Annotated in this window: 18 protein-coding genes; 9 read left to right on the top strand and 9 right to left on the bottom strand. The window is 57.1% G+C overall.

Annotated features, from left to right (window positions below; translation table 11 throughout):
* Positions 1 to 6: 6 nt before the first annotated feature.
* Both LOY55_RS15225 and LOY55_RS15220 read right to left on the bottom strand, forming a co-directional pair.
* Positions 7 to 819, bottom strand: a complete 813-nt coding sequence (locus tag LOY55_RS15225; RefSeq protein ID WP_109784787.1) for a crotonase/enoyl-CoA hydratase family protein — start codon at positions 817 to 819, stop codon at positions 7 to 9.
* A 161-nt stretch (positions 820 to 980) separates the two neighbouring features.
* Positions 981 to 1,751, bottom strand: a complete 771-nt coding sequence (locus LOY55_RS15220; protein WP_109784786.1) for a class I SAM-dependent methyltransferase — start codon at positions 1,749 to 1,751, stop codon at positions 981 to 983.
* Between the two features lie 159 nt (positions 1,752 to 1,910).
* On the opposite strand from LOY55_RS15220, the gene LOY55_RS15215 reads away from it, so the two are divergent.
* The 3 genes from LOY55_RS15215 (at position 1,911) to LOY55_RS15205 (ending at position 3,769) form a co-directional block, all read left to right on the top strand.
* Positions 1,911 to 2,453: a tetratricopeptide repeat protein gene (locus tag LOY55_RS15215; protein WP_046027345.1), complete on the top strand. Its 543-nt coding sequence runs from the start codon at positions 1,911 to 1,913 to the stop codon at positions 2,451 to 2,453.
* Positions 2,454 to 2,519: 66 nt separating this feature from the next.
* Positions 2,520 to 3,005 carry a sigma-70 family RNA polymerase sigma factor gene (locus tag LOY55_RS15210; RefSeq protein ID WP_080942989.1) on the top strand — a complete coding sequence of 162 codons (486 nt, stop codon included), beginning with the start codon at positions 2,520 to 2,522 and terminating at the stop codon, positions 3,003 to 3,005.
* Positions 3,002 to 3,769: an anti-sigma factor gene (locus tag LOY55_RS15205; RefSeq protein ID WP_258668285.1), complete on the top strand. Its 768-nt coding sequence runs from the start codon at positions 3,002 to 3,004 to the stop codon at positions 3,767 to 3,769. The genes LOY55_RS15210 and LOY55_RS15205 overlap by 4 nt, the downstream gene beginning before the upstream one ends.
* 220 nt (positions 3,770 to 3,989) lie before the next feature.
* Here the strand turns inward: LOY55_RS15205 and LOY55_RS15200 are convergent, their stop codons facing one another.
* Both LOY55_RS15200 and LOY55_RS15195 read right to left on the bottom strand, forming a co-directional pair.
* Positions 3,990 to 5,291, bottom strand: coding sequence for an ATP-binding protein (locus LOY55_RS15200; RefSeq protein WP_046027347.1), 1,302 nt, complete (start codon positions 5,289 to 5,291; stop codon positions 3,990 to 3,992).
* Between the two features lie 4 nt (positions 5,292 to 5,295).
* Positions 5,296 to 5,997 carry a response regulator transcription factor gene (locus LOY55_RS15195; protein WP_109784784.1) on the bottom strand — a complete coding sequence of 234 codons (702 nt, stop codon included), beginning with the start codon at positions 5,995 to 5,997 and terminating at the stop codon, positions 5,296 to 5,298.
* A 222-nt stretch (positions 5,998 to 6,219) separates the two neighbouring features.
* On the opposite strand from LOY55_RS15195, the gene LOY55_RS15190 reads away from it, so the two are divergent.
* The 6 genes from LOY55_RS15190 (at position 6,220) to LOY55_RS15165 (ending at position 13,751) form a co-directional block, all read left to right on the top strand.
* The gene (locus LOY55_RS15190; protein ID WP_109784783.1) at positions 6,220 to 7,377 is read left to right on the top strand and encodes an efflux RND transporter periplasmic adaptor subunit; all 1,158 of its coding nucleotides are present in this window, start codon (positions 6,220 to 6,222) and stop codon (positions 7,375 to 7,377) included.
* Between the two features lie 15 nt (positions 7,378 to 7,392).
* A complete protein-coding gene (locus LOY55_RS15185) occupies positions 7,393 to 10,482 on the top strand; it encodes an efflux RND transporter permease subunit (RefSeq protein ID WP_258668284.1) in 3,090 nt (1,029 codons plus the stop codon).
* Positions 10,483 to 10,826: 344 nt separating this feature from the next.
* Positions 10,827 to 11,462 (top strand): DUF1345 domain-containing protein, encoded by a 636-nt coding sequence (locus LOY55_RS15180; protein ID WP_109784780.1) that lies wholly within the window; start codon positions 10,827 to 10,829, stop codon positions 11,460 to 11,462.
* 76 nt (positions 11,463 to 11,538) lie between these two features.
* Positions 11,539 to 12,378, top strand: a complete 840-nt coding sequence (locus tag LOY55_RS15175) for an AraC family transcriptional regulator (RefSeq protein WP_258668283.1) — start codon at positions 11,539 to 11,541, stop codon at positions 12,376 to 12,378.
* Positions 12,379 to 12,429: 51 nt separating this feature from the next.
* Positions 12,430 to 13,047, top strand: a complete 618-nt coding sequence (locus LOY55_RS15170) for a LysE family translocator (RefSeq protein ID WP_258668282.1) — start codon at positions 12,430 to 12,432, stop codon at positions 13,045 to 13,047.
* 212 nt (positions 13,048 to 13,259) lie between these two features.
* Positions 13,260 to 13,751 carry a hypothetical protein gene (locus LOY55_RS15165; RefSeq protein WP_146206144.1) on the top strand — a complete coding sequence of 164 codons (492 nt, stop codon included), beginning with the start codon at positions 13,260 to 13,262 and terminating at the stop codon, positions 13,749 to 13,751.
* A gap of 276 nt (positions 13,752 to 14,027) precedes the next feature.
* Here LOY55_RS15165 and LOY55_RS15160 read toward each other — a convergent pair whose 3' ends face one another.
* From LOY55_RS15160 to LOY55_RS15140, 5 genes are all read right to left on the bottom strand, one after another.
* Positions 14,028 to 14,531 carry an autotransporter outer membrane beta-barrel domain-containing protein gene (locus LOY55_RS15160; protein WP_258668280.1) on the bottom strand — a complete coding sequence of 168 codons (504 nt, stop codon included), beginning with the start codon at positions 14,529 to 14,531 and terminating at the stop codon, positions 14,028 to 14,030.
* Positions 14,532 to 14,563: 32 nt separating this feature from the next.
* On the bottom strand, positions 14,564 to 16,108 hold the full coding sequence (tnpC, locus tag LOY55_RS15155; RefSeq protein WP_109788266.1) for an IS66 family transposase: 1,545 nt from the start codon (positions 16,106 to 16,108) through the stop codon (positions 14,564 to 14,566).
* Positions 16,109 to 16,125: 17 nt separating this feature from the next.
* Positions 16,126 to 16,485, bottom strand: a complete 360-nt coding sequence (gene tnpB / locus LOY55_RS15150) for an IS66 family insertion sequence element accessory protein TnpB (RefSeq protein WP_258668279.1) — start codon at positions 16,483 to 16,485, stop codon at positions 16,126 to 16,128.
* 37 nt (positions 16,486 to 16,522) lie between these two features.
* Complete coding sequence (locus LOY55_RS15145; protein ID WP_258668278.1) at positions 16,523 to 18,331, bottom strand: autotransporter outer membrane beta-barrel domain-containing protein; 1,809 nt, start codon at positions 18,329 to 18,331, stop codon at positions 16,523 to 16,525.
* A gap of 227 nt (positions 18,332 to 18,558) precedes the next feature.
* Positions 18,559 to 20,226, bottom strand: a complete 1,668-nt coding sequence (locus tag LOY55_RS15140; protein WP_258668277.1) for a hypothetical protein — start codon at positions 20,224 to 20,226, stop codon at positions 18,559 to 18,561.
* Positions 20,227 to 20,236 lie beyond the last annotated feature (10 nt).

Below are 20,236 nucleotides of genomic sequence, written 5' to 3'. Positions count from 1 at the left end.
TTTTAATCAATCCAGAAATTCGGGTTTCTGTTTGCTCATATGGGCGGCCATCGCCACGCGCAAGTCGGTGGATTGCAGCATGGCGGCGTTCCAGGTGGCGACATATTCGAGGCCGTCGTCAATACGATGGTCGCGCATGTAGCTGATCATTTCCTTGGTGCCGGTGACGGCAATCGGCGACTTTGCGGCGATCTCGCGGGCAATGCCCATCACGCCATCCAACAGGCTGGCGTTGTCGCTGTAGACGCGATTGACCAGGCCTATGTTACGCGCTTCGTCGGCGCCAAAAGTGCGACCAGTGTAAGCCAGTTCACGCAGCATGCCGTCACCGATGATGCGCGGCAAGCGTTGCAAGGTGCCAACGTCGGCGGCCATGCCGATGTCGATTTCCTTGATCGAGAATTGTGCGTCTTCGGCGGCGTAACGCATGTCACACGCGGCAATCAGATCAATTGCGCCGCCCAGGCAATAACCCTGGATAGCCGCCAGTACCGGCTTGCGGCAATTATCGACGGCATTGAAAGAGGCTTGCAGGGCGAGAATCTTGCGGCGCAGCAGGCGCGCGTTGCGGCCGACGTCCTTGCCCAGTTCATTGGCCACGCCGGCCAGCATCATCAGGTCGATACCGGAGGAAAAATGCTTGCCGGCGCCGCTAAGGACCACGACGCGCGCTTCATCGGTGTCGTCGATCCACTGGAAAATCTCGATGATTTCGCTCCAGAACGCGGCGTTCATCGAATTGATTTTTTCCGGGCGGTTGATCTGCACATGGGCGATGTTGTCGGCGAGTTCGACGGTGAACGCGGTGTACTGAGTCATGGCAGGGATCCTTTACCGGGCAAAAAAAAGAGGCCCGGACTATAACAAGGCATCAGGGTGGACAGTAAGGCAGTGGTTCGGCCAAAAGCGGGACTGGCTTCTGGATCGCCAGTGACTGGGTGGGCTTCATCGCGGGCAAGCCGAATCGTCGCACCGCCCGCTTAACTGGCCTTCACCACCACAAACGCCGCCGTCTCATACGGAACCGTCACCACCTCTCGTCCACGCAATTGCGGCTCTGAAGCAATCAACGCACGAATCTGCTCATCCACTTTCGCCCGCTGGGCCTGCGGCAACGCCGCAATAAAACTGGTGGAGCGCACCCGATTGAAGATCACATCCTCAGGCGACCCCGTGTGTCCATGGTTGAAGTGCTGCACCTGCAATGGCCCGAACGCGGGATGTGGAAACGCCCGGCGCCAGGCGCCGGTGTAATAACGCGGCGTATCGCCTTCCAGCGCGTTGACGATCGCATCCAGTTTCGGCACCCAACTGACCTTGGTATCGCGCAGGTTCCACACCAGCCCCAGCTTGCCGCCCGACTTCAGGACCCGGGCTATTTCGGTCAGCGCCCGGGCGTTGGCGAACCAGTGAAAGGCCTGGGCGCAGACCACCACGTCCACACACGCATCCGGTAGCGGCAAATCCGTAGCGGTGCCGTTGACCGCCAGCACTTCGGGATAGGCCTGGGACAGCTTCTCCAGCATCTGCGCCACCGGTTCCACGGCAATCACCTGCGCTCCGGTCGCCAGCAACCGGCCGGTGAACTTGCCGGTGCCGGCGCCCAGGTCCACCACGCTTTTGTCGGCGCTCAAGCCCAACGTACCCGCCAGCCAGTCAGCGACCGCTGGCGGGTAGTCCGGGCGGCCGCGCACATAGGTTTCGGCGCTGGTTTTATAGCCCGCCGTCGCGTGATGAACGTGGTCTGTCATGGCAGTTCTCCCGGTGGACAACGAATGCTGTCGAGCATAGCGCCAAGGTTTGAGCTTTCGTTGCAATGTTCTCCAGAAAGAAATGAATAATTGTTCACGCTGCGGTGTTTTCAATTCATCACCCCACATTATCGTGATTCAAACCCTGGAGCCTTGCCCATGAACGTGCGTTTTGCTGTTTTCACCGCCCCGCTGCTGCTTGCCGGTTGCCTGACGGCAGCATTGACCAGTTCGCTCGCCCAGGCCCATGGCGAAGAAGACGCACCCGCCAGGCCCAACTGCCCGAAAGGCCAGGTGTTCGACTCCAGATCGCAAAAATGCCTCAAGCAAACCAGCAACCTCGTGCCGGACGCCGACCGAACCAGCTACGCTTATCGTCTGGCCAAGGACGGACGCTACGAGGAAGCCTTGGCCCTGCTCGACACCCTGAAAGAGCCGAACACCGCCATCGCCTTGAACTATCGGGGCTACGCCACGCGTAAACTGGGGCGCACCGACGAAGGCATCGGTTACTACCTGCAATCGGTCAAACTTGACCCGCAGTATGCGAAAGTGCGCGAGTACCTCGGCGAAGCGTACGTGATCAAGGGTCGACTGGACCTGGCCCAGGAACAGTTGCAGCACATCAAATCGATTTGCGGCAACACCTGTGAGGAGTATCAGGACCTGGCCGAAGCCATCAACGACTCATCGAAAACCTGACAACCGAGATAGACGGAGTTCGTCATCGCCAACGATCAAGCAATCAGGGCCGAACTGGGCCAGCACTTGGCGCGTTTGTGGCGCTATGGCTTGTTGCTGTCCCGGCAACGGCATGTGGCCGAAGACCTGGTGCAGGCGACTTGCGTGCGGGCGCTTGAGCGTGCCGGGCAGTTTATCCCGGGTACGCGTATGGACCGCTGGTTGTTGAGCATTCTTCACTCGATCTGGCTCAACGAAGTGCGCAACCGGCGCGTGCGTCAGGGCCAGGGATTGGTGGATGCCGACAGTCACTTGTCGTTTGACGGCGAACACGCGGCGCAAACCCATGTGCTCGCCGCTCAAGTGATCCGGCGTGTCGACGCGTTGCCAGAAGCACAACGCGAAACGGTGTACCTGGCGTATGTCGAAGGTTTGGCGTATCGCGAAGTCGCCGAGGTGCTGCAAGTGCCCATCGGCACGGTCATGAGCCGGCTGGCCGCGGCACGGGTGAAACTGGCCGAGTATCCGCCGCTGCACGCGGTACCGAACCCTTCCACGGGAGAACGTCGATGAACGAGCGTGGCATACCGTCGGATGAGCAACTGGTGGCGTACCTCGACGATCAACTCGATATCGAGCAACGCAGTCGCATTGACGCGGCCATCGCCGAGGATTCGACGCTCAACCTGCGCCTGCAATGGCTGGCCCGCAGCTGCCTGCCGTTCAAGGAAGCCTATGCCGAACTGGGCCAACAGGCGCCCCTGGATCGCTTACAGTCGATGCTCGACACCTTGCCTTCCCCTGAACGCCCGTCGATGAATCGTCGCTGGTTTCTCGCGGCAGCTGCCGGGTTGGTGCTCAGCAGCGTGGTGGCGGACCGTTTGTTCCTGGGCTGGCAATTGAGTCAGGAAAAAACCAATTGGCGCGGCCTGGTGGCGGACTACATGTCGCTTTACGTGCCGCAAACGCTGGAGCACCTGCCCAGCGATGAAGCCAGCCAAAGTGCGCAACTGCGCATCATCGACACGCGCCTGGGCCTGAACCTGGCGCCGGCCCAACTGGTCCTGCCAAGGTCCGAGTTCAAGCGCGCGCAAATCCTCGAATATGACGGCGTGCCCATTGCGCAGATTACGTACCTGGATCCGGTGCACGGCCCGATTGCCTTGTGCGCCACCCGCTCCAACAGCGGCAGTCGCCACCTCGCCCATGAGCGCCGGCACGACATGAACGTGGTTTATTGGGCGGACATGGAGCATGCCTGGATGCTGATCGGACACAACCCGGCAGCCGAGCTGGAGGGCATGGCCACCGTGTTGCGAACCCGGCTTGGCGCATAGTTTTGTAGCCGCTGCCGAGCCCGCGAGGCGGCGTCCGCCGTAGCAGCTGTCGAGCCTGCGAGGCTGCGTCCGACTGCGAAGCAGTCGTAAATCAGACGGTGCGGTGCTTCATAAAGAATGCTTGTGTAGGTTTTACGACCGCTACGCGGCCGGACGCAGCCTCGCAGGCTCGACAGCTGCTACGGCAGACGCAACTTTGCGGGCTCGACAGCTGCTAAATTCAGGATTGGGTCGGCAACCACAAACGAAAGCGCGCGCCACCCAGCGGCGACAGTTCGACGGTCAGTGTGCCGCCCTGCGCTTCCAGTGCCCGACGGCTGATCGCCAGCCCCAGGCCGAACCCGCCCGTCGCCCGGTCCCGACTTCGGTCCAGTCGATAAAACGGCTCAAAGACCCGCTCGCGCTCGTCATCAGGAATGCCGATGCCGTCGTCATCGACCCAGATTTCACAGCCCTTGGTACAGACCTGAACGCCAATTTGAATGCGTTTTTCGCAATAGCGCATGGCATTGCGCAGCAGGTTCTGAATTGCGCGAGCGGTCAGGCGCGGGTCGAGCGTGAAGCGTTCGAGCTGGCCTTGAAGCAGGACGTCTATCACGATGTGCGGCGACTCCAGTTCTTCATCGACGCTCCCCAGGATGCTGTCGATAAACTCGTCCAGCGACACTTCAACCCGCTCTGGCAGGCGAGCCGGGTTTTGCAGGCGGCTGTAGGAAAGTAACTCCAACACCAATTCATCGAGTTCGCGGATGTGTGCCACCAGGCCTTGCAAGCGCTCGCGGCTGGCGGCGGGCAAGTCGTCGGACAGCGCCAGCGCCAGGCCAAAATCCAGGCGGGTCAGCGGCGTGCGCAGTTCGTGGGAGACCGCGTTGAGCAAGTCGCGCTGCTGGTTGAGCAGGCTTTCGATGTCGCCGGCCATGGTGTCGAAGACATTGGCCAGGCTGCCGATGTTGGAGTGTCGGGAAATCAGTGTGCGTTCGCTCAGGTGGCCTTTGCCGAAACGTTCGGCGGTGCCTTTGAGGCGTTCCAGATCGCGCCAGTGCGGACGCAACCATAGCAACAGGCACGCCAGCATGGTTGCCCCGATCAGAACGTTGATGCTCCAGTACAGCAAGCTGACGTCCATCGGGTCCGGCGGCACGATCATTTGCACCACTGTCTGCTCGTTCAGGGGGGCCACGGCGAGCGTGCGCCAGCCCCAGTCGCCGATGCGCACCACGTTCTCGCCGCGCTGCAGGCGTTCGCGCTCAAACAGGGTAAATTCGGGATCATCATTGCGTGTCAGAACGATGTGCAGCGGGGCAAACTCCTTGTCCATCTCGACCGCCAAGGCCGGCCACTGCGCGTCGGGCACCGCATGGAACTGTTTGACGATGAGGGTCTGCAAACCTCGCGAATAGTCGAGGTTGTAGGTGATAAAGCGTTCATGGAAGACCTTGACCACGATATCTGGCACCAGATAGATCGCCGCGCTGAAGGAGACGATGGTTACCAGGTACAGGCGAAACAGAATTCTGAACATCGTTTCAGCATTCCCACTCGGAACGGCTGAACAGATAACCCTTGCCCCAGACAGTCTTGATCTTGCGCGCCTCGCCGGCGTGGTCGTCGAATTTGCGCCGCAACTTGGAAATCGCCACGTCCACCGAACGGTCTGTGCCGTTGAATTCGATACCGCGCAAACGCTGCAGGATCTGGTCGCGGCTCAGCACTTCGCCAGCATGCCGGGCCAGCACCACCAGCAGGTTGTACTCGCCGCTGGACAGTTCAACCAATTGCTCGCGCCAGGTCACGGTGCGCTCGGACAGGTCAATGCACAGGTTGCCCATGAGGATGCGGTCGTTGGCGGTTTGCGGATCGGCAAGGCTGCTGCGGCGCAGCAATGTACGCACCCGGGCCAGCAAAACCCGGGGCTCGCAGGGCTTGGTGACGTAGTCGTCGGCGCCCATTTCCAGGCCCAGCACCTGATCGTGACTGTCGTCGCGGGCGGTGAGCATGAGGATCGGCAGCGTGGCCGAATCCGCCCGCAGCAAGCGGCAGACTTGCAGGCCATCGAGGCCCGGCAACATCAAGTCGAGGATCACCAGGTCCGGCGGATTGACCCGCGCGCGCTCACGTACGTGGTCGCCACGACTGATCACACTGACCGAGTAGCCGTTGCGTTCCAGGTAGCTGGCAATCAGTTCGGAGAGGGCGGTGTCGTCTTCGACCAGGAGGATGTTGGGCATGGGTGTTTCCAGAAAGTGCAGTGGCTACTGTTAAGGCCTCATCGCGGGCAAGCCCGCGATGACGGCGTAACAGTCGCAAAAAATATCAAGTCGCCAAGGATATACGCCCTCACGCCCGCCCGAGCAAAACCCTTACACAATTTCACACAGCACCAACAAAGCTTCACCGCTACCCTCGTCGGCGCCCCGTAGGATGCGGGTGGTCATTATTGGGGTATTTCCATGTCAAAGAATCTGTTTGCCACGCTCGGCGTGTTTGCGCTGGCGCTGACGCTGAGCGCCTGCGACAAGTCCTCCAACGCCGAAGAACAGGCGCCGCTGGCCACCGTGCGGATCGAAACCATCGAAGCCCGGCCGTTGTCGATCACCAGCGAATTGAGCGGGCGGATTGCCGCGCCACGGATTGCCGAAGTCCGTGCCCGAGTCGCCGGCGTCGTGTTGCAACGCACCTTCAATGAAGGCAGCGATGTGAAAAAAGGCGACGTGTTGTTTCGCATTGATCCCGCACCGTTCAAGGCCGACCTGGACAGCGCCGAAGCGGCATTGCGCAAGGCCGAGGCCAACGCCTTCCAGGCCCGGCTGCAAGAGCAGCGGTATGCACAATTGATCGAAGGCAACGCCATCAGCGGCCAGGACTACGACAACGCCCGCGCCAGCGTCCGGCAAACCGCGGCCGACGTGGCCGCCAACAAAGCCGCCGTGGAACGGGCGAAACTGAACCTCGGCTACGCCACCGTCACCGCGCCGATTTCCGGGCGGGTCGGCCGCGCACTGGTGACCGAGGGCGCCCTGGTCGGCCAGAACGAAACCACGCCAATGGCGCTGATTCAGCAGCTAAACCCTATTCATGCCGACCTGACCCAGTCGACCCGCGAACTCAACGACCTGCGCCGGGCCTTCCGCTCCGGCCAGTTGCAGCAAGTCGGACAGGGCCAGGCCAGAGCGACATTGATCCAGGACGACGGCAGTCTCTATCCGCTGCCGGGCAAGCTGTTGTTCACCGACATTACCGTGGACCCGGGCACGGGCCAGATCATCTTGCGCAGCGAGTTTCCCAACCCGGACCTCGATTTGCTGCCGGGCAGTTTTGTGCGTGTGCGCCTGGAGCAGGCGGTGAACCAACAAGGCATCAGCGTGCCGCAACGGGCGATCCAGCGTGACAGCGCCGGTATTGCTCAAGTGTGGCTACTCGACGCCGAGCAACGCGTGGGTCTGCAACCGGTTGAACTGGGCGCGGTGCAGAACGATCGCTGGATCGTCACCGGAGGTCTCAAGCCCGGCGACCGCATCGTCATCGAAGGCCTGCAACACGCGCGCCCCGGCGAGCAAGTCCAGATCGACAACACCCCTCTTCCACTTGCCCAGGTTTCTGGTCAGTAAGCAGGACGCTTTTTTATGCCGCAGTTCTTTATCGATCGCCCGGTGTTCGCCTGGGTGGTTGCCCTGTTCATCCTGTTGGCCGGTGCGCTGGCCATTCCGCAGTTGCCGGTGGCGCAGTACCCCGACGTCGCGCCACCGCAAATCGAAATCTATGCCACGTACCCGGGTGCCTCGGCGCAAACCGTGGACGAAAGCGTGGTCAGCCTGATCGAGGAGGAGCTCAACGGCGCTGATCACCTGCTGTATTTCGAATCCCAGAGCAGTCTCGGCAGCGCCACGATCAAGGCGACCTTTCAACCGGGCACCGATCCGGAAATGGCTCAGGTCGATGTGCAAAACCGCCTGAAAGTCGTGGAATCACGTCTGCCGCAAGCGGTAAACCAGCAAGGTTTGCAGGTGGAGAAAGTCTCCGCCGGTTTCCTGTTGCTGATCACGCTCACCTCCAGCGACGGCAAGCTCGACGACGTGGCGCTCAGCGATTACCTGGCGCGTAACGTGATGAACGAGATCAAGCGTCTGGACGGTGTCGGCAAGGCTCAGTTGTATGGTGCCGAACGGGCGATGCGCATCTGGATCGATCCGCAGAAACTGATCGGCTTCAACTTGACCCCAGCCGATGTCAACGCTGCCATCGTGGCGCAGAACGCTCAGGTATCGGCCGGCAGTATCGGCGACTTGCCGACCCGCGCCACCCAGGAAATCACCGCGACCATTCTGGTCAAAGGCCAATTGTCGACACCGCAAGAGTTCGCCGACGTCGTCCTCAAGGCCAATCCCGACGGCTCCACCGTGCGCATCGGCGATGTGGCACGGGTCGAGATCGGCAGCCAGGACTACAACTTCTCCACCCGCCTGAACGGCAAACCGTCGACCGCCGTCAGCGTGCAATTGGCACCGGGGGCCAATGCCCTGAGCACGGCAACGCTGGTGCGGGCGAAGATGGATGAACTGTCGCGCTATTTCCCGGCCGGGGTGGAATACAAGATCCCGTACGACACTTCGCCTTTCGTCAAAGTCTCGATCACCAAAGTGGTCTACACCCTCGGCGAAGCGATGTTGCTGGTGTTTGCGGTGATGTTCCTGTTCCTGCAAAACATCCGCTACACACTGATCCCGACCCTGGTGGTGCCGGTCGCGTTGATGGGCACGTTTGCGACCATGCTGGCGCTGGGTTTCTCGATCAACGTGCTGACTATGTTCGGCATGGTGCTGGCCATCGGCATTCTGGTGGACGATGCCATTGTGGTGGTGGAAAACGTCGAGCGGATCATGGCCACCGAGGGCCTGTCACCGAAAGAAGCGACGCGCAAGGCAATGACACAGATCACCGGCGCAATTATCGGCATTACGCTGGTGCTGGTGGCGGTGTTTATTCCGATGGCGTTCATGCAAGGCTCGGTCGGGGTGATTTACCAGCAGTTCTCGTTGTCGATGGCCACGTCGATCTTGTTCTCCGCGTTCCTTGCGCTGACGTTGACCCCGGCGCTGTGTGCGACGTTGCTCAAGCCGATTGCCAAGGGTGAGCATCACGAAAAGACCGGCTTCTTCGGTGGGTTCAATCGTGGCTTCGAACGGTTGACCGAACGTTATCAAGGCTGGGTCGCCTATGCGTTGAAACGCACCGGTCGATACCTGCTGATCTATGGCGTGTTGCTGATCGGTCTGGGCGTTTGTTTCAGTCGTTTGCCCTCCTCGTTCCTGCCGGTTGAAGACCAGGGGTACACCATCACCGACATTCAATTGCCGCCGGGCGCGAGCAAGAACCGGACGGTGCAGGTTGTTGAGCAGATTGAAGCGCATAACGCCACGGAACCGGGCATTGGCGACAGCACGATCATTCTCGGCTTCAGTTTTTCTGGTAGCGGGCAGAACGCGGCGCTGGCGTTTTCCACGCTCAAGGATTGGTCTGAACGCAGCAGTGACGACTCGGCGACTTCGATTGCCGACCGGGCCAATATCGCGTTGAGCCAGATCAAGGACGCCGTGGCTTTTTCGGTGCTGCCACCACCGGTTGACGGCCTGGGCACCTCCAGCGGTTTCGAGTTCCGCTTGCAGGACCGTGGCGGTCTCGGCCACACCACACTGATGCAGGCGCGCAGTGAATTGCTCGCCGCCGCCGAGAAAAGTCCGATCCTGATGAACGTGCGTGAAAGCGCTCTGGCTGAAGCGCCGCAGGTGCAACTGGAAGTCGACCGCAAACAGGCCAACGCACTTGGCGTGTCCTTTGCTGACATCGGCAACCTGCTGTCCACCGCCGTCGGCTCGGCCTACATCAATGACTTCCCCAACCAGGGCCGAATGCAACGGGTGGTGGTTCAGGCTGAAGGCGATCAGCGCAGCCAAGTGGCTGATCTGCTGAAAATGCACGTGCGCAACGACGCCGGAAAAATGGTGCCGCTGTCGGCCTTCGTCCAGGCCAAATGGACCCAGGGCCCGGCGCAACTGACTCGCTACAACGGTTACCCGGCGGTGGCCATTTCCGGCGAACCGGCGCCGGGCCACAGTACCGGCGAAGCCATGGCTGAAATCGAGCGGCTGGTGGCACAAGGGCCGGCGGGATTGGGTCAGGAATGGACAGGGTTGTCATTGCAGGAACGTTTGTCCGGCAGCCAGGCGCCCATTCTGCTTGGGCTGTCGCTGCTGATCGTGTTCCTGTGCCTGGCGGCGCTATACGAGAGCTGGTCAATTCCGACGTCGGTATTGTTGGTGGTGCCGCTCGGCGTACTCGGCGCGGTATTGGCGGTGACCTTTCGCGGCATGCCCAACGATGTGTTCTTCAAGGTGGGGTTGATTACCATCATCGGCCTGTCGGCGAAAAACGCGATTCTGATCATCGAGTTCGCCAAGAGCCTGTACGACGAAGGCCATGACCTGGTCGACGCCACGTTGCAAGCGGCGCGGTTGCGTCTGCGGCCGATCGTCATGACGTCGCTGGCGTTTATTCTCGGTGTGGTGCCGCTGGCGATTGCCACGGGAGCCAGCTCGGCAAGCCAGCAAGCGATCGGTACCGGGGTGATTGGCGGGATGATCACGGCGACGCTGGCGGTGGTGTTCGTGCCGGTGTTTTTTGTGGTGGTGATGAAGTTAGTGAAAGGACGTACATGACACGCCTGTAATGGATATTACGACATTAAAAAAACGATTTAATATCTGCCATATTTGACAGTATCGAACAAAACCAATCTTTAATCTGGCTCCTGTCTCGCACGAAGACACCCCCGTCTTATCGAATCGGGAGTCAGTCATGAAAAGACAGTCCAATTGCCAGGGCGACGTGCATCGTCAATGATGGCTCGACCATCACGATTGAAAACGGCCGGTTCTCGATCACCAACTGAATACCCACCTGACTCGTGCCAGCCCTTTTGATCCCCCAAAAAGACCGGGTGCCTGTAAAAGCGCATTGACCTGGGCTATGGTGCTGAAAAGCCCTGAAGCATCGAGCCTCCATGCCCTTCCTCACCCACACCCACCCTCGCCTGTCCGCCGCTACTACGCTCGGCATCGCTGTTGGCATTCTGGTGCCGGCCGATTCGATCATCAGCAAAATCCTCATTGGCTGGAATGTCGCGGTCTGGACCTACCTGATCCTGATGGTTTGGCTCGCCGCCCGCACCCAGTCGCCAGACGTCAAGCGCATTGCCGAGATCGAAGACGAGAACGCCGGGTTGGTGCTGTTCGTGGTGTGCATCGCCGCCATTGCCAGCCTGGCTGCCATTACTTTCGAACTGTCCGGCAACAAGGAAACCACTCACAAGCTGCTGCATTATGCTTTCACCGCGATGACCGTGATCGGTTCATGGCTGCTGATCGGGGTGATTTTCTGCCTGCATTACGCCCGCCTGTTCTACACCTGGAGCGGCAAAGGCCTGGCGCTGCGCTTCGCTGAAGGCCTGGAAAACCCCAATTACTGGGACTTCCTGTATTTCTCGTTCACCATCAGCGCGGCGGTGCAGACCTCCGATGTCGGCGTGGCCACGCGAGAGCTGCGCAAGATCGTGTTGGCGCAGTCGCTGATCGGTTTTCTGTTCAACACGGCGATTCTCGGGTTCTCGATCAACATTGCCGCGGGACTGTTCAACTGATCCGCGCACAAACGTTCTAGTCAGCCTCCTTGGTGCGGGCGTTAAATACGTCGGCAATCCGCCCCACAGGTGCCGCATGAATTCTCACAACTGGATCGACCTGGCCCAGGATGCCGACACCGGCATCGAGACCTTGCGTGCGCATTTCGAGGGCCATGCCTACGATCCGCATTGGCATGACAGCTATCTGGTGGGTGTCACCGAGCAAGGGGTTCAGCAATTCAACTGCCGGCGGGCGAAGCATCAGAGCACGCCGGGCAAGGTGTTTTTGCTTGAACCGGGTGATATCCACGACGGTGAAGCACCGACCGAGGAAGGTTTCACCTATCGCATGCTCTACCTCGACCCGCAGTGGCTTGAGCGCGAACTCAGTGCGGTCTTCGAAAATGCCCCCGACAACAGTCAATTGAGTTTCGCCAATACCCTGGCCAGTGATCCGCGACTGGCCCGCGCCACTAGCCTGGCCTTCCAGACCCTGCATGGCGGCGAACTGAAGATCGTGCGCCAGACTGCCCTCGACGGTTTGCTCGAACGCCTGACCAGCCACCTGCACTGGCGCGCCCGCTATGGCGAGGATCCACGCCTGCCGCTGGTGGCGCAGAAGGCTCGGGAATACCTGCACGCTAACGCTCAATACGACATCGGCCTAGACCAACTGGCCGTCGCCACCGGTGTTGATCGCTTCCGTCTGACCCGCGCGTTCAAGGCTGCTTATGGCATGGCACCCCACGCCTATCTGGTGCAATTGCGCCTGGCCACCGCCCGGAGAATGCTCGCCCGTGGCGCGCAACCGGCGACGGTGGCAATGGAGTTGGGGTTTGCCGATCAGAGTCATCTGGGCCGCTGGTTTGTTCGGGCGTATGGATTGACGCCCGCAATGTACCGCAAGCGCTGCTCAAATCTTCCAGACGCGTGACCTAATGCTTGTGAAGATCGACGCATCGATCATTCACGGGAGTTCAAAGTCATGTTTTCCACCTTCCCCACCCTGGTGCCGTTTTTACTGTTTGCGTTTGTCGCGTCTATTACACCGGGACCGACCAACATTTTAGTGCTGAGCAATAGTGTCCGTTATGGATTCAAGGCGTCGTTGCCAATCATCTTTGGTGCATGCTCTAGCGCAGCGCTCATCGTTCTACTGATGGGGTGTGGGTTTGGCGAGTCCTTGAGCCGGGTTCCACTTTTGCAAATGGCTATGCAGTGGATTGGCGTTGCATGGCTCAGTTATCTGGCCTGGCAGATTTTTCACTCACCGTCCGAAACATTCGATACTAGCGTCCACAGCAACCACCCGCGAACAAGTTTTTGGTCCGCAGTGCGCCTGCAATGGATTAATGCGAAAGCCTGGACAATGGCCATGGCGGTCGTCAGCGTATTTGCCGGCAGCGGTCCTGACCGTTTTAATCACGTCATATGTTTGAGTCTGGTGTTTTTTTTGGTGGCCCTGCCTTGCCTGAGCACTTGGGCGCTCCTGGGCTCGGGAATGGCGCAACTAGCTCATTCTACAAAAACGACACGCAGCTTCTATCGAATCATGGGTTTGTTGTTATTTGGTTCAACATGCTTGAGCGCATGGGTCGTCTAATTCAATTTACTGCCTTATAGCGTTAATATTTAAAATGCAGTGGCGATATACAAAAACACGAAAAATCAATATCAACCACATCAAAGCCCACTTTGTAAACTGTCAGAGTTGACAGTTTACAAAGCCACTTCGATAGAGGTTTCATAGAGTATCCCGACAGTCTTCCTCAGATAACGGGATACCCTCTTGCCATGACAGTGGAGATCGCATTGATGAGTATCTTGAAAAATAGTATTAAACAATCCGTGGCTGCCGGCTCCTGCATCGGAACAATTGGTTCGGGTGTACCATTTAACGCAGGTTTGGTGGAGTTATCGGAAGGAACCTTCCCATTACCACATGGCGAAGCTCACGTTATGTTTGCCAGGCAGCGAGCCCCTTCGCCGGATTATTCGACAAAAGAAATTAAATTATCATTTTCCAAGGGCCTTGCAGCCGGGCGTTACAATCTGACGCGAGGTGCGTCTGAGGCACGCATTACCTATTTAGACAACACTAATCCGGACAATCCGGTCATTTACACCCAAAACGCCGGTACCGCGCAATTGGAGTATGAAAACGGAGTTTTTTCCGGAGAAGTAAGTGTGCTTGTTGAAAATAACGACGATGACCAACCGAGAACGCTAAATATTTTGATCACGTTCTCGGCCAGCCGAAATACAGTTCGATCCAACCGTCGCCGTGCAGCGTTAGTAGCGGCTTGATAAAGGAAATCCATCATACCGGGTGCAAACAAACCGACGATGTCCCAACAAACGCTCCGACGTGTTCGGGGCGGTTGTTTTTTACTGAAAATAGCCGGTTTTTTTATCCAGACCGGAAACAGACGGGCCAGGCTGCGTGATTATCATAGACGTAAGTCATAACGAAAAATGCTCCGCATTTTTCAATACGGAGCATTTTTTAATTGTCAAACAGACAGCCAGGTTTTTACACAGTCCATCCAGTTTGATTTTTATTAATCGTCTATCTGGCTTTATTTACCACGCATAACGGAATCCGATGTTGATCCCGAAAGGCTGCTCAAAGTTTCGTCCGGTGCTGTAATCGAAATCCGCATGCATATTTAACTGCTTGGTCATGGCGACCGCCACACCGGCCCCCAACTCAAGTCGATTGCCAGAAAGATCATTGTTAAAGACATTATTGTTCACTTGGACTTCATTATTTTTTGCGAATTCGTGGGCCCACGCAGCACGAAGATAAGGTTGCACCACACTTCCTTGTTCCATTGCAATATTTTTACCCGCAGTCAGCCCCACTTTGCCCAGCAAGGAACGGGTGGGATCCCCTTCAGCTTGCAAATCGTTGTCCAGAGAATAATCCTTTCCTTCAATGACTACGGCCGACCATTGAGTAAATGGCTCAAGGAAATTACCGTTGGCGAATTCAATATGTCGGCCGAACTCGACGGAACCGCCAAAGCCTGTATTGTCATAATTGCCCTGTGCCCGGGCCCCATCGCTCAAGTGTACGTGATCCATAAACCCCACCTACTTCAGGATGGAGTTCTGGTTTACCTTGGCATTTCCGGTGAGCAGTTCCACGGCAGTAGCGCTTCGTAGTCGGCCACCGACTGCGCATGTGGCAGTCGCTCCAGTACGTGGCGCAGCCACGTATAGGGTTCCTGGCCGTTGACCTTGGCGGTCTCGACCAAGCTGTAGATCTGGGCACTCGCGGTAGCGCCTTTAGGCGTATCGCTGAACAGCCATGCCTTGCGCCCGATCACAAACGGTTTTATTGCACGCTCTGCCGGGTTGTTGTCGATCGGTAAAAACCCAGCCTCCACGTAGCGTTCCAGCCGGCTCCAGTTGCTGGCCAGATAATTCACGGCCTTGCCCAGCACACTTTGTTGCGTCACCTGTGGCTGCGTTTTCTCCAGCCAACTTTTCAACTGACCCAGGATCGACAAGCTCTTTTCCTGACGACCAATAAAACGCTGTTCATCGCTGGTGTCCTTGAGTTCGCGCTCGACGCCATACAACTTGTTAATCATGGTCAGCGCGATATCGGCACGCCCCGTCTTGCCCTTGGGCTGCACTTTTTGCGCATCGACGAACTTGCGCCGGACATGGGCCATGCACGCCAGGCGTTCCACCCCCGGTTGCAACGCCAACGCGTTATAACCTGCGTAATCGTCGGTCATCACGTAGCCGCGATAACTTTCCAGCAAGCGCAATGGCACTTCCTGCGCACGGCTGGAGGTGTAGTCGAACAGCACGACTTTTCGATCCGGCGGGCCGCTGGCCTGCACCCACATCCAGGACTGGCTGGTCGGATCTCGATCCGGTTCTTTGAGTACCTGGACGCGAGTCTCATCACAGTGGATGACTGGACTTTCCAGTAAGCGGTCGCGCATCAAATTCAGCAGCGGCTGCAAGTGCTCACCGCACTGGATAACCCAACGTGCCAGCGTCTGACGTGGGATATCGATACCGTGTCGGCTCAATACCGTCTCAAAACGATGCAGCGGCAAGCCATCGACATACTTGGTGGTCAACAGCATCGCCAGCACACTCGGGCTGGCCATGCTCTTTTCGATGAGTTGGGCGGGTTTGTCGGCGATAACCGGCACCGTTTCACAACCGCGGCAGCCGTAAACCTTGCGGATGTGTTTGATCACCCGGATCTGCATTGGCACAATGTCCAGTTGCTCGCTGGTTTCTTCACCGATGGCGTGTTTGCGGCAACCGCAGGCACAGGTCAGTTCGTGCTCAGGCAGCTCGTGGATGACTTCGATACGCGGCAGGTCAGCCGACAATGGTTTGCGTTTGCCACGGCGCGGGGTCGGTGCAACGACTTCTTCTTCGATATCGACGATGAGAGATATCGGTTCGCTTTCTGGCTCGTTGAAAAGAGCCAGTTGCGGCGTGTTGGGCTCAACGGTCTGTTCGGATTTACGTCCGAACAGACGGTCGCGCAGCAACTTGATCTGTTCTTTCAAATCGACGATGTGGGTCTGGTAGGACTGCGCCACTTCCTCTTGACGACTGAATGCCTCAAGCAACATTTGCTTGAGCAAAACAGGATCGTCTGGAAGGTCGTCGGGCATGAAAGTCATGCCCGGATTATACCGGGTTAAGCCACGAAACGTGGAGTCAGAACCTGATGCGGACGGTTGCGCCAGAGATCAAAACCGTCGAGCAGCCAGTTCAGTTCTTGGACACTCAAGACGATGGCTTCGTCGGTGGCGTCAGGCGACGTTTTGAACCGCTCGGACTCCAGGCGCTTGAGCCAAAGACAGAAGCCGTTGCGCTCCCAATAGAGGATCTTCACTCGGTTACGGTGGCGATTCAGAAATACGAAAAGCACCGGGTCGAAAACGGCGACTTTAATATCCAGCTCGACCAGGGCGGCCAGACCGTCGATGGATTTCCGGAAGTCGACAGGCTTGGGGTAGAGGTACACTTTTTCGACTTTGGCGTCGGGTCGCATCATGAGGGGCTGGCTCCGGAAAGAAATCGGGAGTACAGCATCAGGCTTCAATAGGCGGCTTTGAATGTGGGGTTCGTGGATCCCTTACGCTCAAGCCGACTTTCGCGTCGTTTCGAAACCTGTTGGCTTTCAGGACGCCATCGAAGTAGTAACCGCTTTTTGCGTCCAGCCAAGTGGTGTAAGTACCGAGGTAGTAACTGCTCACAGTTCCCGATGTGCCAGCGTCCAGATTCAGGTCGGATTTGCTATGACCTGCCATCACACCCACTAACCATTGACCATCGCCCACCGGCAGCGGCGCATCGGCGCCCAAGGTGAAACCTTGTTGGGTTTGTTGGTAGCCAACCCCGGAGCCATCGGCAATGTTGTACTTGTTGCCATAGGCACGAATCCAGCCTCCCGATTGACCGCCATTGAAGCGCAACTCACCCATTCGAGTCCGTAACGAGGTCAGTTCACCATACCAAGACGGCAACGCGGTGTTGAACAACGCAAGCACCGAACGGGCGCCAGGACTGACGGTGCGGTTGGTCGGATCCAGAATCCAGTCGTCACCATTTTTCGCCAGGCTGTAGGAAAACGCCCCAAGGTCTACGGCCTTGTCGATGAAGAACTGCGCATCCCCTCCTGCTGTATGGACAACTCGAATGGGTTCACCTGCCGCCGGATCGACCCCACTGCTGGAAATCAACAGTTCATGCGTGCCCGTCGCGTTCCCCGTTACATTCAGCAGATCGGTCTGACCGGTGCTGAAATCTGTACCCATCACAAACCGGCCATTGCCCGAAAGGTTGGTGACATTCAATTGAAAGAAAGAATCGGCAGGCCCCATCACTACCGTACCGCCGTTGAGGGTCAAGTTGTTGACCTGACTGTCACCCACCAACACCCACTGGGAGCTGTCATTGATGGTTGTATTGGCGACATTTTCCAGACGCCCAGTCAATACCGAGTTGTTCTGCAAGGTCAGTTGAGTCGTGCTGCCCTGTTCCGTCACGATATTGCCATTCAATGTGCTGCCGTTCACCGTCATGGACGTATTGGCGCCGCCTCTGACATCGAGCAGTGTGTCGTTCCCCGCTAACAGCTGCGAATTACTCACCGTGATAGTTGCAGTTGTCGCACCAGCGTTGGCGAAATTCACCAGGATCGCCGAACCGGTTTTACCCTGGACAAGGGTGTTTTCGAGTTGCAGCGCAGCAGGTTGCACGACGTTAGGGTCGAGGTTGATGAGCACGCCGTTTTGCCCCCCGATAATGTTGCTGCCCGTGGCTGTAGCCTGCCCACTCAGTAAACGAAGCCCGTAACTTGTAATGGCGGTTCCTTGTACGGTTGAATTAACAAGGCCGAGTTTGGAGAACGCACTGGCCAGAACGCCCCCCGTAACACCGCTGATGGTGCTACCGGTGACGGCCACGTTGGAGCCGGTTTGGGTGCTGACATTGCGTACCGCCTGCAACCCCACGCTATTACCCGTAATCGTACTGTTGTCGATTGTGCCGGTGCTGTTGCTGAGTAAAACAGCGGCCAAACCACTGACGCCGGATACCGTTGCGCCGCTCAGATTAACGACAGAATTATTGCGCACCGAAATCTGTTGGGTATTGCTGCCCGAGTTAACATTGAGTGTTGAATTGTCAGAAATAATGCCAAGCGTTTGCGCGCCATTGACCGTCAATGTTGCATTCTGGCTGAGGTTCCAGCTTTCAGGCGTACCGCCATTGATCGTCACATTCCCGCCCACGACAGGAGCGGCTGTAGCAAACGACATGAAAACCACAGGAAATGTTGTAATCAACCAAGACCACTGCGTTGCTTGTTCAGGGAGGAATGATGCTTTGTCGCGCATAGTAGACACCTGCCTTGATAAACTGGAAAGCTGGTACTGAGTCACCAACTTATTGGGGGGCGCTAGGTTATATGGAGGCGGCTCAACGATCTGTAGGATTTATCCTTTTATTGCTAGGATTAAGTCCGTTAGAATTCTCTCTATCCGTAAAAATTACGGCATGGCAACGCGAACCGCGAGTGATGTGCTTCCACTCGCGGCCCTGCGTATGTCTTTGTTACCCAAGTTTATGGATTCGCTTCTTCGCAGTATTGCCCTTCACTATTAGTCAACAGTACGCGGTGAACGGCCGGCAAAGAATCAGGCGTCACACCACCACCAGAAAGTGTAATAGTGTAAGTCAACTTGCCATCGGCGCGATTCGCCGGTCTGAAGTGGGTATTATAATCACCGATTTCTATGTCAACACCGTCATCAGGATATACACCCGAAATAACATGATCGACGGTGACTTCAGTCCCTGGGATCAGAACTGGTGGTGAGTCAGCAGTATAGGCCGCCCACTTCAACGTAATAGTTTCACCGTCAACCGTATAGGCACTTTTCGGTACATTCACCATCAGGTTTCGCCGGAGCGTTCCGTCACCGCCAAAGTTCAATGTCGGGCAGCCAATCCGTCGCAGCGGACCTGCAAGGCCCAAAACCAAAGGCATCGGTGTTTCAATCAAATTGGCCTGAACATCGATATCCTTGGGAGGAGACCCCATCGAGTTGGGTCCCGTTAGCGTATACAGCACCCAATGTAGAATTTTTGTTCCGTTTGAGTGGCCGAGTATTGTTGCCCATGGCAACGTTGTTTGAAGGGTTGTGCCTTCCTGCCCACCTGTTAACTCAAGGGTGTCTATTCGTTCATTGTCATAATAGACATCAATTAAAATTCCTTCTTCCGTGGCGGGCGCGTCATAAAGATCAATGAAAATGGTGGCATCCTCACCATAATCTTCATCAAGAATTTGATCGAGGTTTCCGTTTGCCGACTCCAGCCTCGGAGCATCAAGTAAAATATTGACAGGATCCGGTTCACCGGGATTGATCGGACCTGGATAAGAAATATCGACATTGATATTTATATCACTCTCTGCAATTTTCCGAGTCCCTCTAAACATTTTATAGCTGATGTTCGTCACCACATCTCCATCAGTGACGCCATACACTTTTTTAATGACATCGAACTCAACGTCCCATACTAACGCAGTATTGATCCCTACTCTTTCCTCGCTAAGTTCCTCCGTGCCCCAAAAGGCGATAATCGTGTCCCCCGGCGCGTTGGATGTCGGTACTGTAATCTCAATTTGTACACCCACCCGGCAATCGGCGAGATCGATCCGGTCATCTCCACCAGCACCACTTGCCAGCGGCACCAATGGCGGCAATATCGTGGTTGGATCACCAAGGAATTTTACTGTCCGTCTCGCCGGGTTTGATCGTTTGCTCCGATTCGTCACCAAATCGGTCACGGTATAAACCATCGTATTTACGCCCTCTTCGGAGCCTGAAAATTTATCGATCGGAATAGTGACCGAAAAATTCGAAGGCAATGGACCTTCGAATGCAGGCAGGTCTCGATCGATATCTGGAGCCAGCCCCCAGTAAACCCTGATGTAATCGGTGTCTAACCAAGCGCCGTAAGTCGCGGCCCGAATGAGTATCCCGGCCGGGTGCCTGTCGATAACCGTTTCATCGATAGGCACCCCTGGCCCGATGTCAGCAGGAAACGACGGTGCCCCGGGAGAACGGTCCGCTACCGGGTTTTTCACTTTATAAGGAGGTGTAAAATCGATGGCAAACGTTGTCAGCTCGGAAGTCCCTTCATTCGTGGCACCGTACCAATAAATATATTGCACTTCGTATTCTGTAGGATCTTCAGGAGTGGCTGTTTCTACCAGGAAACTCACAGGGATTGTT

This window comes from Pseudomonas sp. B21-040 (assembly GCF_024748695.1).
In the GTDB taxonomy this organism is placed as follows: Bacteria; Pseudomonadota; Gammaproteobacteria; order Pseudomonadales; family Pseudomonadaceae; genus Aquipseudomonas.
The sequence above is the reverse complement of the archived record's forward strand: the minus strand, read 5'-3'. Positions and strand labels throughout refer to the sequence as shown.